The 14,270-nt window shown below is 72.7% G+C and carries 13 protein-coding genes; 4 read left to right on the top strand and 9 right to left on the bottom strand.

Annotated elements, in window-relative coordinates; all coding sequences use genetic code 11:
• From ACLU3S_RS16810 to ACLU3S_RS16825, 4 genes are all read right to left on the bottom strand, one after another.
• Positions 1 to 500: PTS sugar transporter subunit IIA (locus ACLU3S_RS16810; protein WP_413952671.1), on the bottom strand; the 500-nt coding region annotated here is incomplete at its 3' end.
• A gap of 157 nt (positions 501 to 657) precedes the next feature.
• On the bottom strand, positions 658 to 1,605 hold the full coding sequence (pfkB, locus tag ACLU3S_RS16815; protein WP_413952672.1) for a 1-phosphofructokinase: 948 nt from the start codon (positions 1,603 to 1,605) through the stop codon (positions 658 to 660).
• The gene (locus ACLU3S_RS16820) at positions 1,602 to 2,363 is read right to left on the bottom strand and encodes a DeoR/GlpR family DNA-binding transcription regulator (RefSeq protein ID WP_413952673.1); all 762 of its coding nucleotides are present in this window, start codon (positions 2,361 to 2,363) and stop codon (positions 1,602 to 1,604) included. The genes pfkB and ACLU3S_RS16820 overlap by 4 nt, the downstream gene beginning before the upstream one ends.
• Positions 2,364 to 2,568: 205 nt before the next feature.
• The gene (locus tag ACLU3S_RS16825) at positions 2,569 to 4,086 is read right to left on the bottom strand and encodes an MFS transporter (protein ID WP_413952674.1); all 1,518 of its coding nucleotides are present in this window, start codon (positions 4,084 to 4,086) and stop codon (positions 2,569 to 2,571) included.
• A 62-nt stretch (positions 4,087 to 4,148) separates the two neighbouring features.
• On the opposite strand from ACLU3S_RS16825, the gene ACLU3S_RS16830 reads away from it, so the two are divergent.
• Complete coding sequence (locus ACLU3S_RS16830; protein ID WP_413952675.1) at positions 4,149 to 5,132, top strand: helix-turn-helix transcriptional regulator; 984 nt, start codon at positions 4,149 to 4,151, stop codon at positions 5,130 to 5,132.
• On the opposite strand, the gene ACLU3S_RS16835 is transcribed toward ACLU3S_RS16830, so the two are convergent.
• Positions 5,116 to 5,883 (bottom strand): TetR/AcrR family transcriptional regulator, encoded by a 768-nt coding sequence (locus ACLU3S_RS16835; protein ID WP_413952676.1) that lies wholly within the window; start codon positions 5,881 to 5,883, stop codon positions 5,116 to 5,118. The genes ACLU3S_RS16830 and ACLU3S_RS16835 overlap by 17 nt on opposite strands.
• 482 nt (positions 5,884 to 6,365) lie before the next feature.
• Positions 6,366 to 7,364, bottom strand: coding sequence for an RNA polymerase sigma factor RpoD/SigA (locus tag ACLU3S_RS16840; protein ID WP_413952677.1), 999 nt, complete (start codon positions 7,362 to 7,364; stop codon positions 6,366 to 6,368).
• Positions 7,365 to 7,557: 193 nt separating this feature from the next.
• On the opposite strand from ACLU3S_RS16840, the gene ACLU3S_RS16845 reads away from it, so the two are divergent.
• Complete coding sequence (locus tag ACLU3S_RS16845) at positions 7,558 to 8,088, top strand: N-acetyltransferase family protein (protein WP_413952678.1); 531 nt, start codon at positions 7,558 to 7,560, stop codon at positions 8,086 to 8,088.
• Between the two features lie 72 nt (positions 8,089 to 8,160).
• On the opposite strand, the gene ACLU3S_RS16850 is transcribed toward ACLU3S_RS16845, so the two are convergent.
• Entirely contained in the window at positions 8,161 to 8,973 is an 813-nt protein-coding gene (locus ACLU3S_RS16850; protein WP_413952679.1) for a dioxygenase, read from the bottom strand.
• Between the two features lie 107 nt (positions 8,974 to 9,080).
• Between ACLU3S_RS16850 and ACLU3S_RS16855 the strand changes: the two genes are divergently transcribed.
• Entirely contained in the window at positions 9,081 to 9,590 is a 510-nt protein-coding gene (locus ACLU3S_RS16855; RefSeq protein WP_413952680.1) for a MarR family winged helix-turn-helix transcriptional regulator, read from the top strand.
• A gap of 88 nt (positions 9,591 to 9,678) precedes the next feature.
• Here the strand turns inward: ACLU3S_RS16855 and ACLU3S_RS16860 are convergent, their stop codons facing one another.
• A complete protein-coding gene (locus ACLU3S_RS16860; protein WP_413952681.1) occupies positions 9,679 to 11,217 on the bottom strand; it encodes an MFS transporter in 1,539 nt (512 codons plus the stop codon).
• 251 nt (positions 11,218 to 11,468) lie between these two features.
• On the bottom strand, positions 11,469 to 12,116 hold the full coding sequence (locus tag ACLU3S_RS16865) for a TetR/AcrR family transcriptional regulator (RefSeq protein WP_413952682.1): 648 nt from the start codon (positions 12,114 to 12,116) through the stop codon (positions 11,469 to 11,471).
• 357 nt (positions 12,117 to 12,473) lie between these two features.
• On the opposite strand from ACLU3S_RS16865, the gene ACLU3S_RS16870 reads away from it, so the two are divergent.
• Positions 12,474 to 13,793, top strand: a complete 1,320-nt coding sequence (locus tag ACLU3S_RS16870; RefSeq protein ID WP_413952683.1) for a M6 family metalloprotease domain-containing protein — start codon at positions 12,474 to 12,476, stop codon at positions 13,791 to 13,793.
• Positions 13,794 to 14,270 lie beyond the last annotated feature (477 nt).

The following is a 14,270-nucleotide window of genomic DNA, read 5'->3' on the forward strand; positions in this document are numbered from 1 at the left end:
ACCGTGCCGTCCCCGGTCGCCTCGGCCGCCCCCTCGGTGGCGGGCCGCGCCGACGGTGCCTCCTCACCCCGGATCAGCGCCGCCGCCGTCTCCGCGTCGGCGGCTGCCCGCAGTGCGGAGGTGAACTCGGCGTTCATCAGCTGCCGGGCCAGGGAGGAGAGGATCGTCAGGTGGGCGTCGTCGGCGCCGGCGGGGGCCGCGATCAGGAAGACGAGGTCCGCCGGTCCGTCCGGGGCGCCGAAGTCGATGCCGGCGGCGCTGCGGCCGAAGGCGAGAGTCGGCTCGGTGACATGGGCGCTGCGGCAGTGCGGGATGCCGATGCCGCCGTCGAGGCCGGTCGGCATCTGCGCCTCCCGGGCGGCCACGTCGGCGAGGAAGCCCTCCAGGTCGGTCACCCGTCCCTGGGCCACCATGCGCTCGGCGAGGGCACGCGCCGCCGCTTCCTTGGTGTCGGCGGACAGGTCGAGGTCGACCAGGTCCGCGGTGATCATGTCGCTCATCGCGGGCTCCTCTGCGCGCGTATCGCCCGTGGGGAGAGGCGGGCGGAACGGGGGACGGGGGTGCTGTGGGGGAAGGCGGGAGAGGGGACGGCGGGCCACGGGGGCTCTCGCCGAACCCGGCGGACCGGGGCGGTCGTACGGAGCCTGAGGCGGCCCGTCACGAGACCCGCTCCGTCAGTGCGCGGTCGAGCGGGACGTCCGCGGTCACCGTCACCGCCGCCGGATCCAGGTCGGCCGGGCCCGGCATCACACTCCCGGGGAGCCGGACGGCCGCGGCGCCGTGGGCGACGGCGGAGGCCAGCGCCTCGGGACCGCTGCCGCCGGCGACGAGGAACCCGGCGAGGGAGGAGTCGCCGGCGCCCACGTTGCTGCGTACGACGTCCACGCGTGCGGTGCCGAACCAGGCGCCCGAGTCCTCCACGAGGAGCTGCCCGTCGGCGCCCAGGCTCGCCAGCACGGCGCGTGCGCCCATCCCGCGCAGCTCCTCGGCCGCCTTGAGCGCGTCGCCCACGGTCGCCAGCGGGCGCCCGACGGCCGCCGCGAGCTCCTCGGCGTTGGGCTTGACCACGTCGGGCCGCGCCCGCAGCGCCTGCAGAAGCGGCCGCCCCGAGGCATCCAGGGCGATGCGCGCGCCCCCGGCGTGCGCCCGCGTGACGACATCGGCGTACCAGGAGGGCGCGAGCCCCCGGGGCAGGCTGCCGCAGCACGCGATCCAGTCGGCGGCGCGCGACTGCCGGCGCACGGCGTCCAGCAGGAGTTCCTGCTCGGCCCGGGACAGCTCGGGGCCCGGAGCGTTGATCTTCGTCAGCACACCGTCCCTCTCGGCGAGCGCGATGTTGGAGCGGGTGACGCCCGCGATCGGGACCGGCGCGACCTCGATGCCCTGCGCGTCCAGCAGGTCGGCGACGAGCGCCCCTGCCGCGCCGCCCAGAGGCAGCACCGCGACCGTGCGGCGGCCCGCGGCCGCGACGGCGCGCGAGACGTTCACGCCCTTGCCCCCGGGGTCCGTGCGCTCGGTGTCGGCGCGGATGACCTCGCCGCGCTCGAGGGCCCGGACCTCGTAGGTGCGGTCGAGGGACGGGTTGGGGGTGACGGTGAGGATCATGCGCGTACTACTTCCGTGCCGCCGCGCTCGATGGCGGCGGCGTCTTCGGGGCTCAGCCCGCTGTCGGTGACCAGCAGGTCCACGTCGCTCAGGTCGCCGAAGCGGGCGAAGTGCTCCTGGCCGTGCTTGGCGGAGTCGGCGAGGAGGACGACACGGCGGGCGGCGGCGACGGCGGCCCGCTTGACCGCGGCCTCGGCGAGGTCGGGGGTGGTCAGACCGTGCTCGACGGAGTAGCCGTTCGCCGCGAGGAACAGCACGTCGGCGCGGATCTCGCCGTAGGCGCGCAGCGCCCAGGCGTCCACAGCGGCGCGCGTGCGGTGCCGTACGCGCCCCCCGACCAGATGGAGCTGGATGCCCGGGTGGTCGGCGAGGCGCGCGGCGATGGGGAGGCTGTGTGTGACGACGGTGAGGGAGGCCTCCAGCGGGATGGCCGCGGCGAGGCGCGCCACGGTCGTACCGGCGTCGAGGACCATCGTGCCCTCGGTCGGCAGTTCGGCGAGGGCGGCCTTGACGATCCGGTCCTTCTCGTCGGCGGCGGTGGACTCGCGTTCGGCGAGGTCCGGTTCGAAGTCGAGGCGGCCGGCCGGTATGGCGCCGCCGTGCACCCGGCGCACGAGTCCGGCCCGGTCGAGGGCCTTCAGGTCACGGCGGATCGTCTCCGCGGTGACCTGGAACTCCTCGGCCAGCGACAGCACGTCCACTCGGCCGCCCTCGCGGGCGAGCCGGAGGATCTCCTGCTGCCGTTCCGGTGCGTACATCTTCCGCCTCCGCGCTGCGTGTCCGTTCGTTTCCGATCGATGCCCGAACGTGTGGTTTCCCTCGGAGGCTACGCCCGGGATTCCGGAAAGTAAACAGGTTCGGAACCCGTTCGGGCACGATCGGGCGTGCCCGGGCCGGTGGCGGAGTGCGCGACGAGGGCCCGGCACCCTCCGGCGCCCGGCCCTCCCTCTCGCCGCACGCGGCTCAGCGCACCAGTTCCGGCTCCCTCTCCCGCGCCGGCGCCTCCGTGTCGTCCGCGCCCTCCACATGCTGCGCCGGCCGCTTCGGCAGGGCGGACATCAGCAGGAAGATCACGCCCATGATCCCGGCGACCCACCACAGGGCGTGCTGGAAGGCGTGCACGAAGGCCGGTCCGACCTGAGCCCGGGTCAGCCGGTCGCCGATCTCCCCGAAGAAGACGACCGACACCAGACCCAGCCCCAGCGCGTTGCCCATCTGCTGCACGGTGTTGATCAGCCCGGACGCGGACCCGGCGTGCTCGCGCGGCACCTCCGAGAGCACCGCGTCGGTCAGCGGGGCGACGATCAGCCCCATGCCGGCGCCCATCACGACCAGGGGGAGGGCCATCTGCCAGGAGGCGACGGCGAGTCCGTAGCGGTGCGCCTCCCACAGATAGAGCAACACGCCCGCCGCCATCAGCAGCGCGCCCGCCCGGAGCACCTTGCGCCCGAACCGCGGGACCAGCTGCTGCACCGACAGCCCGGCCGCCATGGACACCGCGATCGAGAACGGCACGCCGGTCAGCCCGGCCCGCAGCGGGCTCCAGCCCAGGCCGATCTGCATGTACAGGGTCCACACCAGGAAGAAGATGCCGAGCGCGACGCCGAAGACGGTCTGCACGGCGATGCCGGCGGCGAAGCTCTTCACGCGGAACAGCGACAGCTCGACCAGCGGGGAGCCGTCCCGGGCCGCCTTGCGCCGCTCGTACGCCACCAGCGCCGCGAACACCCCGAGCGCGCCCGCCATCGAGAGGTGTCCCCACAGCGGCCAGCCCAGCTCGCGGCCGCGGGTGAGCGGATAGAGCAGCATCAGCAGCCCCAGGGTGACCAGGGCGACGCCGACGAGGTCCAGCTTCAGCGCCTTGGGCGCCTTGGACTCGCCGATGAAGCGGCGGCCCAGCGTCCAGGCCACGACGCCGACCGGCAGGTTGATGAGGAAGATGGGCCGCCACTGCAGCCCGAACAGGTTCCACTCCGTCAGCAGCGCGCCGAGCAGCGGACCGGAGACCGCGCCAAGACCGACGATCGCGCCGAACAGGCCGAAGACCTTGCCGCGTTCGTGGGCCGGGAAGGTGGCGTGCACGATCGACAGCACCTGCGGCACCATCATCGCCGCCATGCCGCCCTGCAGGATGCGGGAGGCGACCAGCATCTCCGGGTTCACCGCGAGGCCGCACAGCGCGGAGGCGAGGGTGAAGCCGCCGATGCCGATCAGGAACAGCCGCTTGCGGCCGTGGATGTCGCCGAGCCGCCCACCGGTGATCAGTCCGGCGGCGAAGGCGAGGGCGTATCCGGCCGTTATCCACTGGATCTGGCTGACGGAGGCGCCGGCGTCCCGCTGGATCGAGGGGATGGCGATGTTGACGATCGTGACGTCGACGAGGTCCATGAAGGCGGCCGTCATGACGATCGCCAGCGCGAACCAGCGCCGGCCGTCGCCCGGCGGTCGCTGAGCGGTGAGGGTCTGTTCCGTGGAGGTCATGCGCCCACGCTAGGGCGGCATTAGGTCAGGTCATGTCCTAGAGGTACGGCATCCTCGTACCCATGACGACCGACACTCCCGCCCGGCTCCTTCAGCTGCTGTCCCTCCTGCAGACGCCCCGTGAGTGGCCCGGCGCCGAGCTGGCCGAGCGGCTCCGGGTGTCCCGGCGTACCGTGCGCCGGGACATCGACCGGCTGCGTGAGCTGGGCTATCCGGTGCAGGCGACGAAGGGCTCGGACGGCGGGTACCGGCTGGTCGCGGGCAAGGCGATGCCGCCGCTGGTGCTCGACGACGAGGAGGCGGTCGCGATCGCGGTGGGGCTGCGGGCCGGAGCCGGACACGCCGTGGCGGGCGTGGACGAGGCATCGGTGCGGGCCCTGGCCAAGCTGGAGCAGGTGCTGCCGGCCCGGCTGCGGCACCGGGTGTCCACGCTGCAGGCCGCGACCACCCCGCTGACCAGTGGGGACGGGGCGAGCATCGCGCCGGAGACGCTGACCGTGATGGCGTCCGCCGTGGCGGGCCGGGAGCGGCTGCGGTTCGCCTATCGCGACAAGGACGGCGGCGAGTCGCGCCGGCTGACCGAGCCGCACCGGCTGGTCTCCACGGGCCGGCGGTGGTACCTGGTCGCCTACGACCTCGACCGCGCCGACTGGCGCACCTTCCGGGTGGACCGGGTGAGCGAGCCGCTGGCGACCGGAGTCCGTTTCGCGCCGCGGGAGTTGCCGGCCGGGAGCGCCGCCGAGTACCTGCGGCGCTCCATCCAACGGCGGCAGGAGACCTACGCGTTCGAGGTGCGGTTCGCCGCGCCGGCCCGGCAGGTCGCCGCGCGCGTGCCGTCCTGGCTCGGGGTGCCCGAGGACGACGCCGAGGGCGGTTGCGTGCTGCGCGGCACCACCGGCGATCCCGTGGAGTGGCTGGCGGTGCGGCTGGCCATGACCGGGTACGAGTTCGGCGTCCGCGAGCCGGCCGAACTCATAGAATGTGTACGGGAGTTGGGGGGACGGCTGAGCAGGGCCGCGGGGGCGGCCGTCAACGGCCGGTCGTGACGGGCCGGTTCTCGCCGCCCCAGCCGAAGGCGCGTACGGCCTTCAGGTTGCGCAGCGCCAGGGCCGCCGGACCGTCCGGGCCGGTGGCGGGGGCCGCGGTGGCCGCCCAGGACTCCACGGCCACGCGGACCGCGCTGCCGGCCACGGCCGCGGCGAACCGCAGGTCCGGAGTGATCGCCGGCGCGGGTCCGGCGGGCGAACCGCCGGCGTCGTCCTCGCCCGGGCCTGCCGGGCCTTCCGTCCTCCCGGCAGGGGCCAGCCGCTGCGCGATGATCTCGGCCAGCGCGCCCTCCGACAGCTGCCCCACCTCCGCCCAGACCCTGCGCAGGGCGGGGCTGGTGTCGGCCGCGCGGATCAGGGTGCGGACCCATTCCCAGGTGGCCGCCGAGATGCCGAAGCCGGGGTCGAGGGTCTGCAGGACGGCGTGTTCCAGGGCCTGCGGGACGGTGAGGTGGGCCGGGGCGGCTCGGACCGCCTCCGCCCAGCGCTGGGCGCCGGCGGCGTAGAGGGGGGCGACCGCCTCCTCCTTGGTGGCGAAATAACGATAGAAGGTGCGCGGTGCGATGCCCGCCATCTGGGCGATGTCCTCGGCGCGGGTGGCCCGCAGGCCCTGGCGGACGAACAGGGCGGCCGCGGCCCTCGCGATCTCCATCCGCGTCTCGGCCTTGCGGCGCTCGGTGAGGGACGCGGGCCCGGGTTCGGAAAGCGGCTGGTCAGCGGGGTCGGGGGTGGGATTGGGGGTGGTGCTCATCCCGGCAGGCTATGCCCGTGTGGCACAATCTGCCATCCGAGCGGTCCACCCCGGGGTTCAGGTGCGGGGTGGGCCGCCGTTCCAGGTCAGCGGCACGGGGTGTCCGCTGCCCGCACCCACGAGTCTTCCCCGACGAACGGCAGGCCGCACGGCAGACGCGCGCAAAAGGCCGGGCCTCGGCGCCCGGGGGGGATAGGCGCCGAAGCCCGGCTCGGGGAAGGTCCCGGCGCCGGGGGGGATTAGCGCTGGGACGTGGCTCGCGTGGGGTCGGCCAGGGGGTGCGTCATGCCGGTGGGGAGTGCGGTTCCGGGCCCTGCTGCTGGGCCCGGAAGGGTTGTTCCCCCGGGCCCGGGACTTGAAGCGACGGGACAGCGCCATGTTTGCGCCGTCTTTCGCCACCGGGCGTACGCACCCCGCGGGGCGGTACGCCCGTCACATCGGACGCGTTGGAACGGTCCCCACCGCCCCTGGTCGAGCCCCCGTCACGCCGCCGCGTCGAAGCCGGTGTCGCGGGCCAGCTTCTTCAGTTCGAGCAGGGCGTGCTTCTCGATCTGGCGGATGCGCTCACGCGTCAGGCCGTGCTCCTTGCCGACCTCGGTCAGGGTGCGCTCGCGGCCGTCCTCGATGCCGTACCGCATCTTGATGATGGAGGCCGTGCGCTGGTCCAGGCGGCCGATCAGGTCGTCCAGCTCCTCGCTGCGCAGGAGGGTCATGACGGACTGCTCGGGCGAGACCGCCGAGGTGTCCTCCAGCAGGTCGCCGAACTGGGTCTCGCCCTCGTCGTCCACCGACATGTTCAGGGACACCGGGTCACGGGCCCAGTCCAGGACGTCGATGACGCGCTCCGGCGTCGAACCCAGCTCCGCGGCGATCTCCGCGGGCTCCGGCTCGCGGCCGTTCTCGCGGTTGAACTCGCGCTGGACGCGGCGGATGCGGCCCAGCTCCTCGACCAGGTGGACGGGGAGCCGGATGGTGCGGGACTGGTCGGCGATGGACCGGGTGATGGCCTGACGGATCCACCAGGTGGCGTACGTCGAGAACTTGAAGCCCTTGCGGTAGTCGAACTTCTCGACGGCGCGCACCAGGCCGGCGTTGCCCTCCTGGATCAGGTCGAGCAGGGGCAGGCCGCTGCGCGGGTAGCGCCGGGCGACCGCGACGACCAGGCGGAGGTTGGAGCGGATGAAGACGTCCTTGGCCCGCTCGCCCTCGGCGACCAGCGCTTCCAGCTCCTCCCGGGTGGCGTCCGACTTCGTCTCCTCGTACCCGTCGAGAACCTGCCGCGCGAACACACCCGCCTCGATGGTCTGGGACAGCTCGACCTCCTTGGCGGCGTCGAGCAGCGGTGTGCGCGCTATCTCGTCCAAGTACATGCCGACCAGGTCGCGGTCCGCGATCTCGCCGCCATGAGCGCGAACACTGCTTGCCGAGTCGGCCGTCTCGCCGGTGGCGGACTGACGACGGGCGACGGCACGGGTTGCCATGCGTGCTCCCTTACGATGGTGGTCTGGCGGGTGGTCCTGATGGACGCTCGGCACTCCGGCATCTGTCTGAGGGACTCTGTCCGAGTGCCCTGCATCCGTGGGAAACAACGACTGGAATCCGGACAGAATTCCCAACCCGCCCCCCAATTTTTCTGATCATGCAGTACCCTGTTCCGCCACACCGGGAGGCGGAATGGCGTCGGAACCGACAGCGGTGCAGGTCAGGCCCGGAGCCGAGGCAGACCTCGCGGCCCTCACGGCGATCTACAACCACTATGTGCGTGAGACGGCCATCACCTTCGACACCGTGATCTTCACGCCGGAAGAGCGCCGCGCCTGGCTGCTCTCCCACCCGGAAGACGGCCCGTACCGCCTGATGGTTGCCACCGAGACCGATTCCCGGACCGGTTCACAGCGGATTCTGGGGTACGCCACATCCAGCCCTTACCGCCTGAAGCCGGCGTACGCGACCTCCGTGGAGACCTCGGTCTACCTCGACCCGCACGCCGGCCGGCGCGGGATCGGCAGCCTGCTCTACGGCGCCCTCTTCAAGGCCCTGGCCGACGAGGACGTGCACCGAGCCTACGCCGGGATCGCGCAGCCGAACGAGGCCTCTGAGCGGCTGCACGCGCGCTTCGGCTTCCGCCACGTCGGCACGTACCGCGAGGTGGGCCGCAAGTTCGGCCGCTACTGGGACGTGGCCTGGTACGAGAAGGAGCTCTAGCGTCTCGCGCGAGAGTGCCGGGCCCGAGAGGCTCAGCCGTACGGCACCGGCCGTCGGCCGGGTCCAAGAGCCTCAGCCGAACTGCACCGACCGCTTGGCCATGCCCATCCAGAACCCGTCGATCACCGACTTCTGCGCGTCCGGCCCACCGCCGGCGTCCGCCGCGCCCATGGTGACGAAGAGCGGGGCGAAGTGCTCGGTGCGCGGGTGGGCGTAGCGGCCGGCCGGGGCCTTGTCCTGGAAGTCGAGCAGGGCGTCCCAGTCGCGGGCCTCCAGGGCGCGCCTGCCCCAGTCGTCGAACTCCGAGGACCAGCTGGGCACCCCGGTGCCGGCGTGCCGCAGGGCGGCGAGGTTGTGGGTGAAGAACCCGGAGCCCACGATCAGCACGCCCTCGTCGCGCAGCGGGGCGAGCCTGCGGCCGATGTCCATCAGGCGCACCGGGTCGAGGGTGGGCAGGGAGATCTGCAGGACGGGGATGTCGGCGGCCGGGTACATCTCGACGAGGGGCACGTAGGCGCCGTGGTCGAGGCCGCGGTCCGGGATGTCCTGGACGGGCATGCCGGGGGCGCGCAGCAGCTTGCGGACGGAGGCGGCGAGCCCGGGGGCGCCGGGGGCGGCGTACCGCACCCGGTAGTAGCGCTCCGGGAAGCCCCAGAAGTCGTGGACGAGGGGGACGGTTTCCACGGCGCCGAGGGCGAGGGGGGCCTCCTCCCAGTGCGCGGAGACCATGAGGATCGCCGTCGGCCGGGGCAGGTCGGCGGACCAGGCGGCGAGCTGTCCGGGCCACACGGGGTCGTCGGCGAGCGGCGGGGCGCCGTGGCTGAGGTACAGGGCGGGCATGCGCTCCCGTCCGGCGGCGGACCTCTCCTGCGCGGCGGCGGACATCGCGGCGACTCCCTCCCGGAACCTGATGCTTTAACTCTCAAGCTCTTTGGGGACACCGTACGCCCGAGTTGTTCAAGATTCAAGGAGCCTGCTCGTAGAGTGGAATCATGAACACGGCACCGGACCCCGCCGCACGGCACCGCTGGCTCACCGACGAGGAACAGCGCATCTGGCGCGCCTACCTGCACGCCACCACCCTGCTGGAGGACCACCTCGACCGGCAGTTGCAGCGCGACGCGGGCATGCCGCACATCTACTACGGCCTCCTCGTGACCCTCGCCGAGGCACCGCGCCGCCGGCTGCGGATGACCGAGCTGGCGATGCGGGTCAAGATCACCCGCTCCCGGCTGTCGCACGCCGTCGCCCGCCTGGAGAAGAACGGCTGGGTGCGCCGCGAGGACTGCCCCTCCGACAAGCGCGGCCAGTTCGCGGTGCTCACCGACGAGGGCGTCGAGGTCCTGCGGCGCACCGCCCCGGGCCATGTCACCGCGGTACGGCAGGCCCTGTTCGACCGGCTCACCCCGCAACAGCAGAAGGCCCTCGGCGAGATCATGGAGATCGTCGCCGAGGGCCTTCAGCCCGACGAAGCGGGCGCGGACCTGCCCTGGCTCCGCTAGGGCGGCTCGCTCGGATCATGCCGGGCCCACGGGTTCCGGCACCGCTCCCCGATCCGGCCCGATCCGAACAGAGCACCCTGACCCGAGGTCAGTGGGCCACCACCGGCACCGCCACCTCGTCCTCGACGCCCTCGCCGGAGGCCACCGTGGTGGAGCCCGGCCGGCCGGCGTTGACGAAGGTGAAGGCGATCAGCGCGGCGAGCGCCAGGATGCCGACGGCGAACCAGATCGCCGTGCTGTAGCCGTGCACCTGGCCCTGCAGCTCGACCAGCTGCCGCTGCGGCTTCGCCGCGGCACCGGCGATGTGGTCCCTGATGTACGACGTGGTCGCCGAGGCGGCGATGGTGTTCAGCAGGGCGGTGCCGATCGCGCCGCCCACCTGCTGCGAGGTGTTCACCATCGCGGAGGCGACACCGGCGTCCCGGGGCTGCACGCCCTGGGTGGCCAGGGACATCGCCGGCATGAACGCCGTACCCATGCCGAGGCCGAGCAGCACCATCGCCGGCAGCAGCTGAGTGCCGTACGAGGTGTCGACCTTCAGCTGGGTCAGCACCAGCATGCCGAGCGCGGCGACCAGGAAGCCGGGGCCCATCAGCAGACGGGCCGGAACCCGGGTCATCAGCCGGGTGCCGATCTGCGTGGAGCCGGTGATCATGCCGGCCACCATCGGCAGGAAGGCGAAGCCGGTCTTGACCGGCGAGTAGCCCTTCACGACCTGCAGGTAGTAGGTCAGGAAGAGGAACAGGCCGAACATGCCGATGATCGCGAGACCGAGGGAGAGGTAGACGCCGCCGCGGTTGCGGTCGGTCACCACGCGCAGCGGCAGCAGCGGCGCCTTGACCCGGGACTCGACGACGGCGAAGGCGGTCAGCAGCACCGCGGACGCGACGAACATCGAGACGGTGCCGGCGTCGCCCCAGCCGTCGGACTCGGCACGCGTGAAGCCGTAGACGAGCGCGACCAGGCCGAGCGTGGACAGCAGGACGCCCGGGATGTCGAGCGGGTTGCGGTTGCGGCCGCCCTCCGGCTCGCGGATGACGAAGTAGGCGCCGGCCGCGGCGACGATGGCGAACGGGATGTTCACGAAGAACGTCCAGCGCCAGTTCAGGTACTCGGTGAGGAAGCCACCGAGGATCAGGCCGACGGCACCGCCGCCGCCGGCGATCGCGCCGTAGATGCCGAATGCCTTGGCGCGCTCCTTGGCGTCCGTGAACATCACGGCGAGCAGGGACAGCGCGGCCGGGGCGAGCAGGGCGCCGAAGACGCCCTGGAGGGCCCGGGCGCCGAACATCATCGGGCCCGCGGTGGCGGCGCCGCCGAGCGCGGAGGCGGCGGCGAAGCCGCCCAGGCCGAGGACGAAGGCACGCTTGCGCCCCCACAGGTCGGCGATCCGGCCGCCGAACAGCAGCAGACCACCGAAGGCGAGGGCGTAGGCCGTGACGACCCACTGCCGGTTGCCGTCGGATATGCCGAGGTCCTGCTGGGCGGAGGGCAGGGCGATGTTCACGATCGTGGCGTCGAGGACGACCATCAGCTGGGCGAGCGCGATGAAGACGAGCGCCTTCCAGCGGTTGGCGTCGCCGCCCGGTGCGGCGGCGCCGGAAGCCTTCACGGCTGTTTTGGACATGGGGGTACCCACTTCGGAGCTTCGGGACTTCAGGACTTCAGAACTTCAGGACTTCGGAGCTTCAGGACTTCGGGACTTCGAGACTTCGGGACTTCGGAGCTTCAGGACTTCAGGACTTCGGGACTTCGGGATGAAAAATGGCAAGAAAACGGCCGTGATGAGGAAACGTACGACCGCCGGAGCGTGCCGTAGGGCGTGCTCCGGAGGGCGTACTGGAGAGATGGACTGGGATCGGGGGCCGGACTGAGCGGTCAGGACTCGCGCAACTCCCTGACGGTGACGGCCCTGCCCGGCAGGGCGGAGCGGGCGGGCGCCCGCAGGCCGTCGAGGAAGAGCTGAAGGTGGCGGTGGACGAAGCGGTCGCCGACCAGACAGTCCGTGCCGGCCGGGGGCCGGCTCAGCTGGGCAGCGACGATCATCAGGTCGCCGACGCCCACGTCCGGCCGCAGCTGACCGGCCGCCATGGCCCGGCCCATGAGGGCCTCGACGAGCTGCTCGACGCGCTCGCGGGCGGCCTCCAGGTCCGGGTGGTGCTTGTCGAAGGTGCTGGAGACCATCGGGCACAGCGCGCTGATGCGCTCGTCCGCGGCGGCGTGCACGAAGTGCTCCAGGGCGGTGAAGGCGTCCCCGGTCTCCGCCAGGGCCACCTCGGCCGCCTCGGCCGTACGGTCCATCACGGAGCAGAGGACCTCGCGGACGAGGGCGTCGCGATCGGGGAAGTTGCGGTACACCGTGGCGTTGCCGACCCCGGCCCGCCGGGCGATCTCGTCGAGCGGCACGTCCGGGCCGTGCTCGACGAACATGTCGCGGGCGGCGGTGACGATCCGCTCCCGGTTGCGCAGGGCGTCGGCCCGGGGCCGGCCCGCCTTGCGCGGTGCGGGGGAGGTCGCGGTCGGCACGGCGTACTCCTCGAAGTGTTGGGGCGCGATGCGGGTACGAGTACCCGTTTCGCTCGGCGTCGGGACGGATGCGGGAACGAGTCCCCGCCTCGCTGGGCGTCGGGGCGATGCGGGGAACGGCTCCCCGTTTCGCTCCGACACAGTTCCAAACGGGGAGTGGGTCCCCGGTTATTTCCCGCCCACGATTCATTCGCTGTGACCTGCGACACGCTCACCGCCCGCCGGGATTCACCCCACCGCGCGCCGCCCTTCCCACGATCGGTCTCCTCCAGCGCGCGCCCTCCGGATCACCGACACAGGGTGATCGCAAGGGTGCAGCCGGAGACCGGCGGCTGCCGTGGAGCGAAGGGTCCCCGCATGCAGCCGCAGCCCCCGGTCCGCACACGCTCCCGCCGCATACGCGCGCGCCGGACGAGCCCGCGCCGGATAGGCCCGCGCCGGGCGGCCGCCCTCGCCGCGGTGACCGCGCTGACCTTCGCGGTCAGCACCTCGGCGGGGACCGGACACCTCCTGGCGCCCTCCGCCGCCGGGCCGATCGGCCTGGCCCGCTCCGCCGCCCTCTCCCCCTGCATGATCCACGGCAGCCAGGACGTGCAGATGCCCGAGGGCGTGCCCACCCCGCGCGGCTACGCCCGCTCCACGGGCACCGTCCACGCCCTCACCCTGATGGTCGACTTCTCCGACGCGCCCGGCCAGGGCAGCGCGATGAACCGCTTCCACGAGTTCTTCCCGCGGACCCAGGACTGGTTCCGCGCCGCCTCCTACGGCCGCCTCGACTACCGGCCCGAGACGCCCATCACCGGCTGGCTGCGGATGCCGAAGCCGTTCAAGGCGTACGGCATAGAGCGCGGCGCCCCCTTCGACCCCGGCTACCGGCAGCTGGTGCAGGACATCGTGGCCGCCGCCGACCCGAAGGTCGACTTCCGCTCGTACGACCTGATCAACGTGCTCGTCACGCCGAACGCCGGCCCCTCCGCCCTGGACACCGTGCTCTCCGTGACCTTCGCCGGGAACGGCGACGCCCCGGTCGCCGACGGCGTGCCCGTCTCCAACGCCTCCTTCATCTACTCCCGCCAGGACGACGGCTCCGGCTCCTTCCCCCGCACCGGCTTCCGGGTCCTGCCGCACGAGAACGGCCACACCTTCGGCCTGCCCGACCTGTACACCCAGGACGGCGGGGGCGCGGTCGGGCACTGGGACATCATGAGCGAGGACTGGGGGGCCGACAACGACCTCCTCGGCTGGCACAAGTGGAAACTGGGCTGGCTGGACGGCTCCCAGGTCGGCTGCGTGGCCGCCCGGGGCAGCGTCCAGTACACGCTGACCCCGCTGTACCGCAAAGGCGGCGGCAAGCTGGTGATCGTGCCGATCGACGACCACAGCGCCTACGCCATGGAGGTGCGCGCCCAGGGCGGCAACGACGAGGTCGTCTGCCGGCCGGGCCTGCTCATCTACAAGGTGGAGGCCACCGTCGACACCGGGCGCGGCCCGATCACCGTCTACGACTCCCACCGCGACAGCGGCGGCTGCACCCGCAGCCCCAACGTCCAGGCCGAACTCTCCGACGCCCCCTTCTCCCCCGGCGAGAGCTTCAAGGACCCGGGCCACGGCATCACCGTCCAGGTGACGGGCACGGACGAGGACGGCAACTACCGCATCCGGGTGACGCGCTCCTGACGGCACCCTGACAGGTTCGCCCGGCCGGGCCCATGGCAGGTGGTTCACGCAGCCGGGCCCAAGGCGTGGGGTTCGCCCGGCCGGGCCCATGGCAGGGGTTCACGCAGCCGGGCCCAAGGCGTGGGGTTCGCCCGGCCGGGCCCATGGCGTGGGGTTCGCTCCTGCCCGCTCCACACCCACGGAGCTCACCAGTGCCCGCCCCACGGCACGGGTTTACCGTAGGCGTGCCCGCACGCCGCACCGGAGAGACGATGCCCCCGAAGACCCCACCGGATACCGACCGCCGCGCCCGTGGGGGAACACCGCGGGAGGCGGGCGGACCTGGGGCTGGGCCTGGTTCTGGGTTTGGGCCTGGGTCTGGGGCTGCGCCTGGGTCTGGATCCAGGTTTGGGTCTGGGTCTGTGCCGAGGGGCGCGGCGACGGACTCGACCCCTCCGGGAACCCGAGCGGCGGGCCCCGTCTCCCCGGCGGAGCCGC

The organism is Streptomyces sp. AF1A (assembly GCF_047340315.1).
In the GTDB taxonomy this organism is placed as follows: Bacteria; Actinomycetota; Actinomycetes; order Streptomycetales; family Streptomycetaceae; genus Streptomyces.

Excerpts from the sequence above, each read along its gene's own strand:
- ACLU3S_RS16830 (WP_413952675.1), top strand. The coding sequence starts at position 4,149 with ATGACGACCGACACTCCCGCCCGGCTCCTTCAGCTGCTGTCCCTCCTG.
- ACLU3S_RS16825 (WP_413952674.1), bottom strand. The coding sequence starts at position 4,086 with ATGACCTCCACGGAACAGACCCTCACCGCTCAGCGACCGCCGGGCGAC.
- ACLU3S_RS16850 (WP_413952679.1), bottom strand. The coding sequence starts at position 8,973 with ATGTCCGCCGCCGCGCAGGAGAGGTCCGCCGCCGGACGGGAGCGCATG.
- pfkB (WP_413952672.1), bottom strand. The coding sequence starts at position 1,605 with ATGATCCTCACCGTCACCCCCAACCCGTCCCTCGACCGCACCTACGAG.
- ACLU3S_RS16845 (WP_413952678.1), top strand. The coding sequence starts at position 7,558 with ATGGCGTCGGAACCGACAGCGGTGCAGGTCAGGCCCGGAGCCGAGGCA.
- ACLU3S_RS16840 (WP_413952677.1), bottom strand. The coding sequence starts at position 7,364 with ATGGCAACCCGTGCCGTCGCCCGTCGTCAGTCCGCCACCGGCGAGACG.
- ACLU3S_RS16835 (WP_413952676.1), bottom strand. The coding sequence starts at position 5,883 with ATGAGCACCACCCCCAATCCCACCCCCGACCCCGCTGACCAGCCGCTT.
- ACLU3S_RS16855 (WP_413952680.1), top strand. The coding sequence starts at position 9,081 with ATGAACACGGCACCGGACCCCGCCGCACGGCACCGCTGGCTCACCGAC.
- ACLU3S_RS16870 (WP_413952683.1), top strand. The coding sequence starts at position 12,474 with ATGCAGCCGCAGCCCCCGGTCCGCACACGCTCCCGCCGCATACGCGCG.
- ACLU3S_RS16860 (WP_413952681.1), bottom strand. The coding sequence starts at position 11,217 with ATGTCCAAAACAGCCGTGAAGGCTTCCGGCGCCGCCGCACCGGGCGGC.
- ACLU3S_RS16820 (WP_413952673.1), bottom strand. The coding sequence starts at position 2,363 with ATGTACGCACCGGAACGGCAGCAGGAGATCCTCCGGCTCGCCCGCGAG.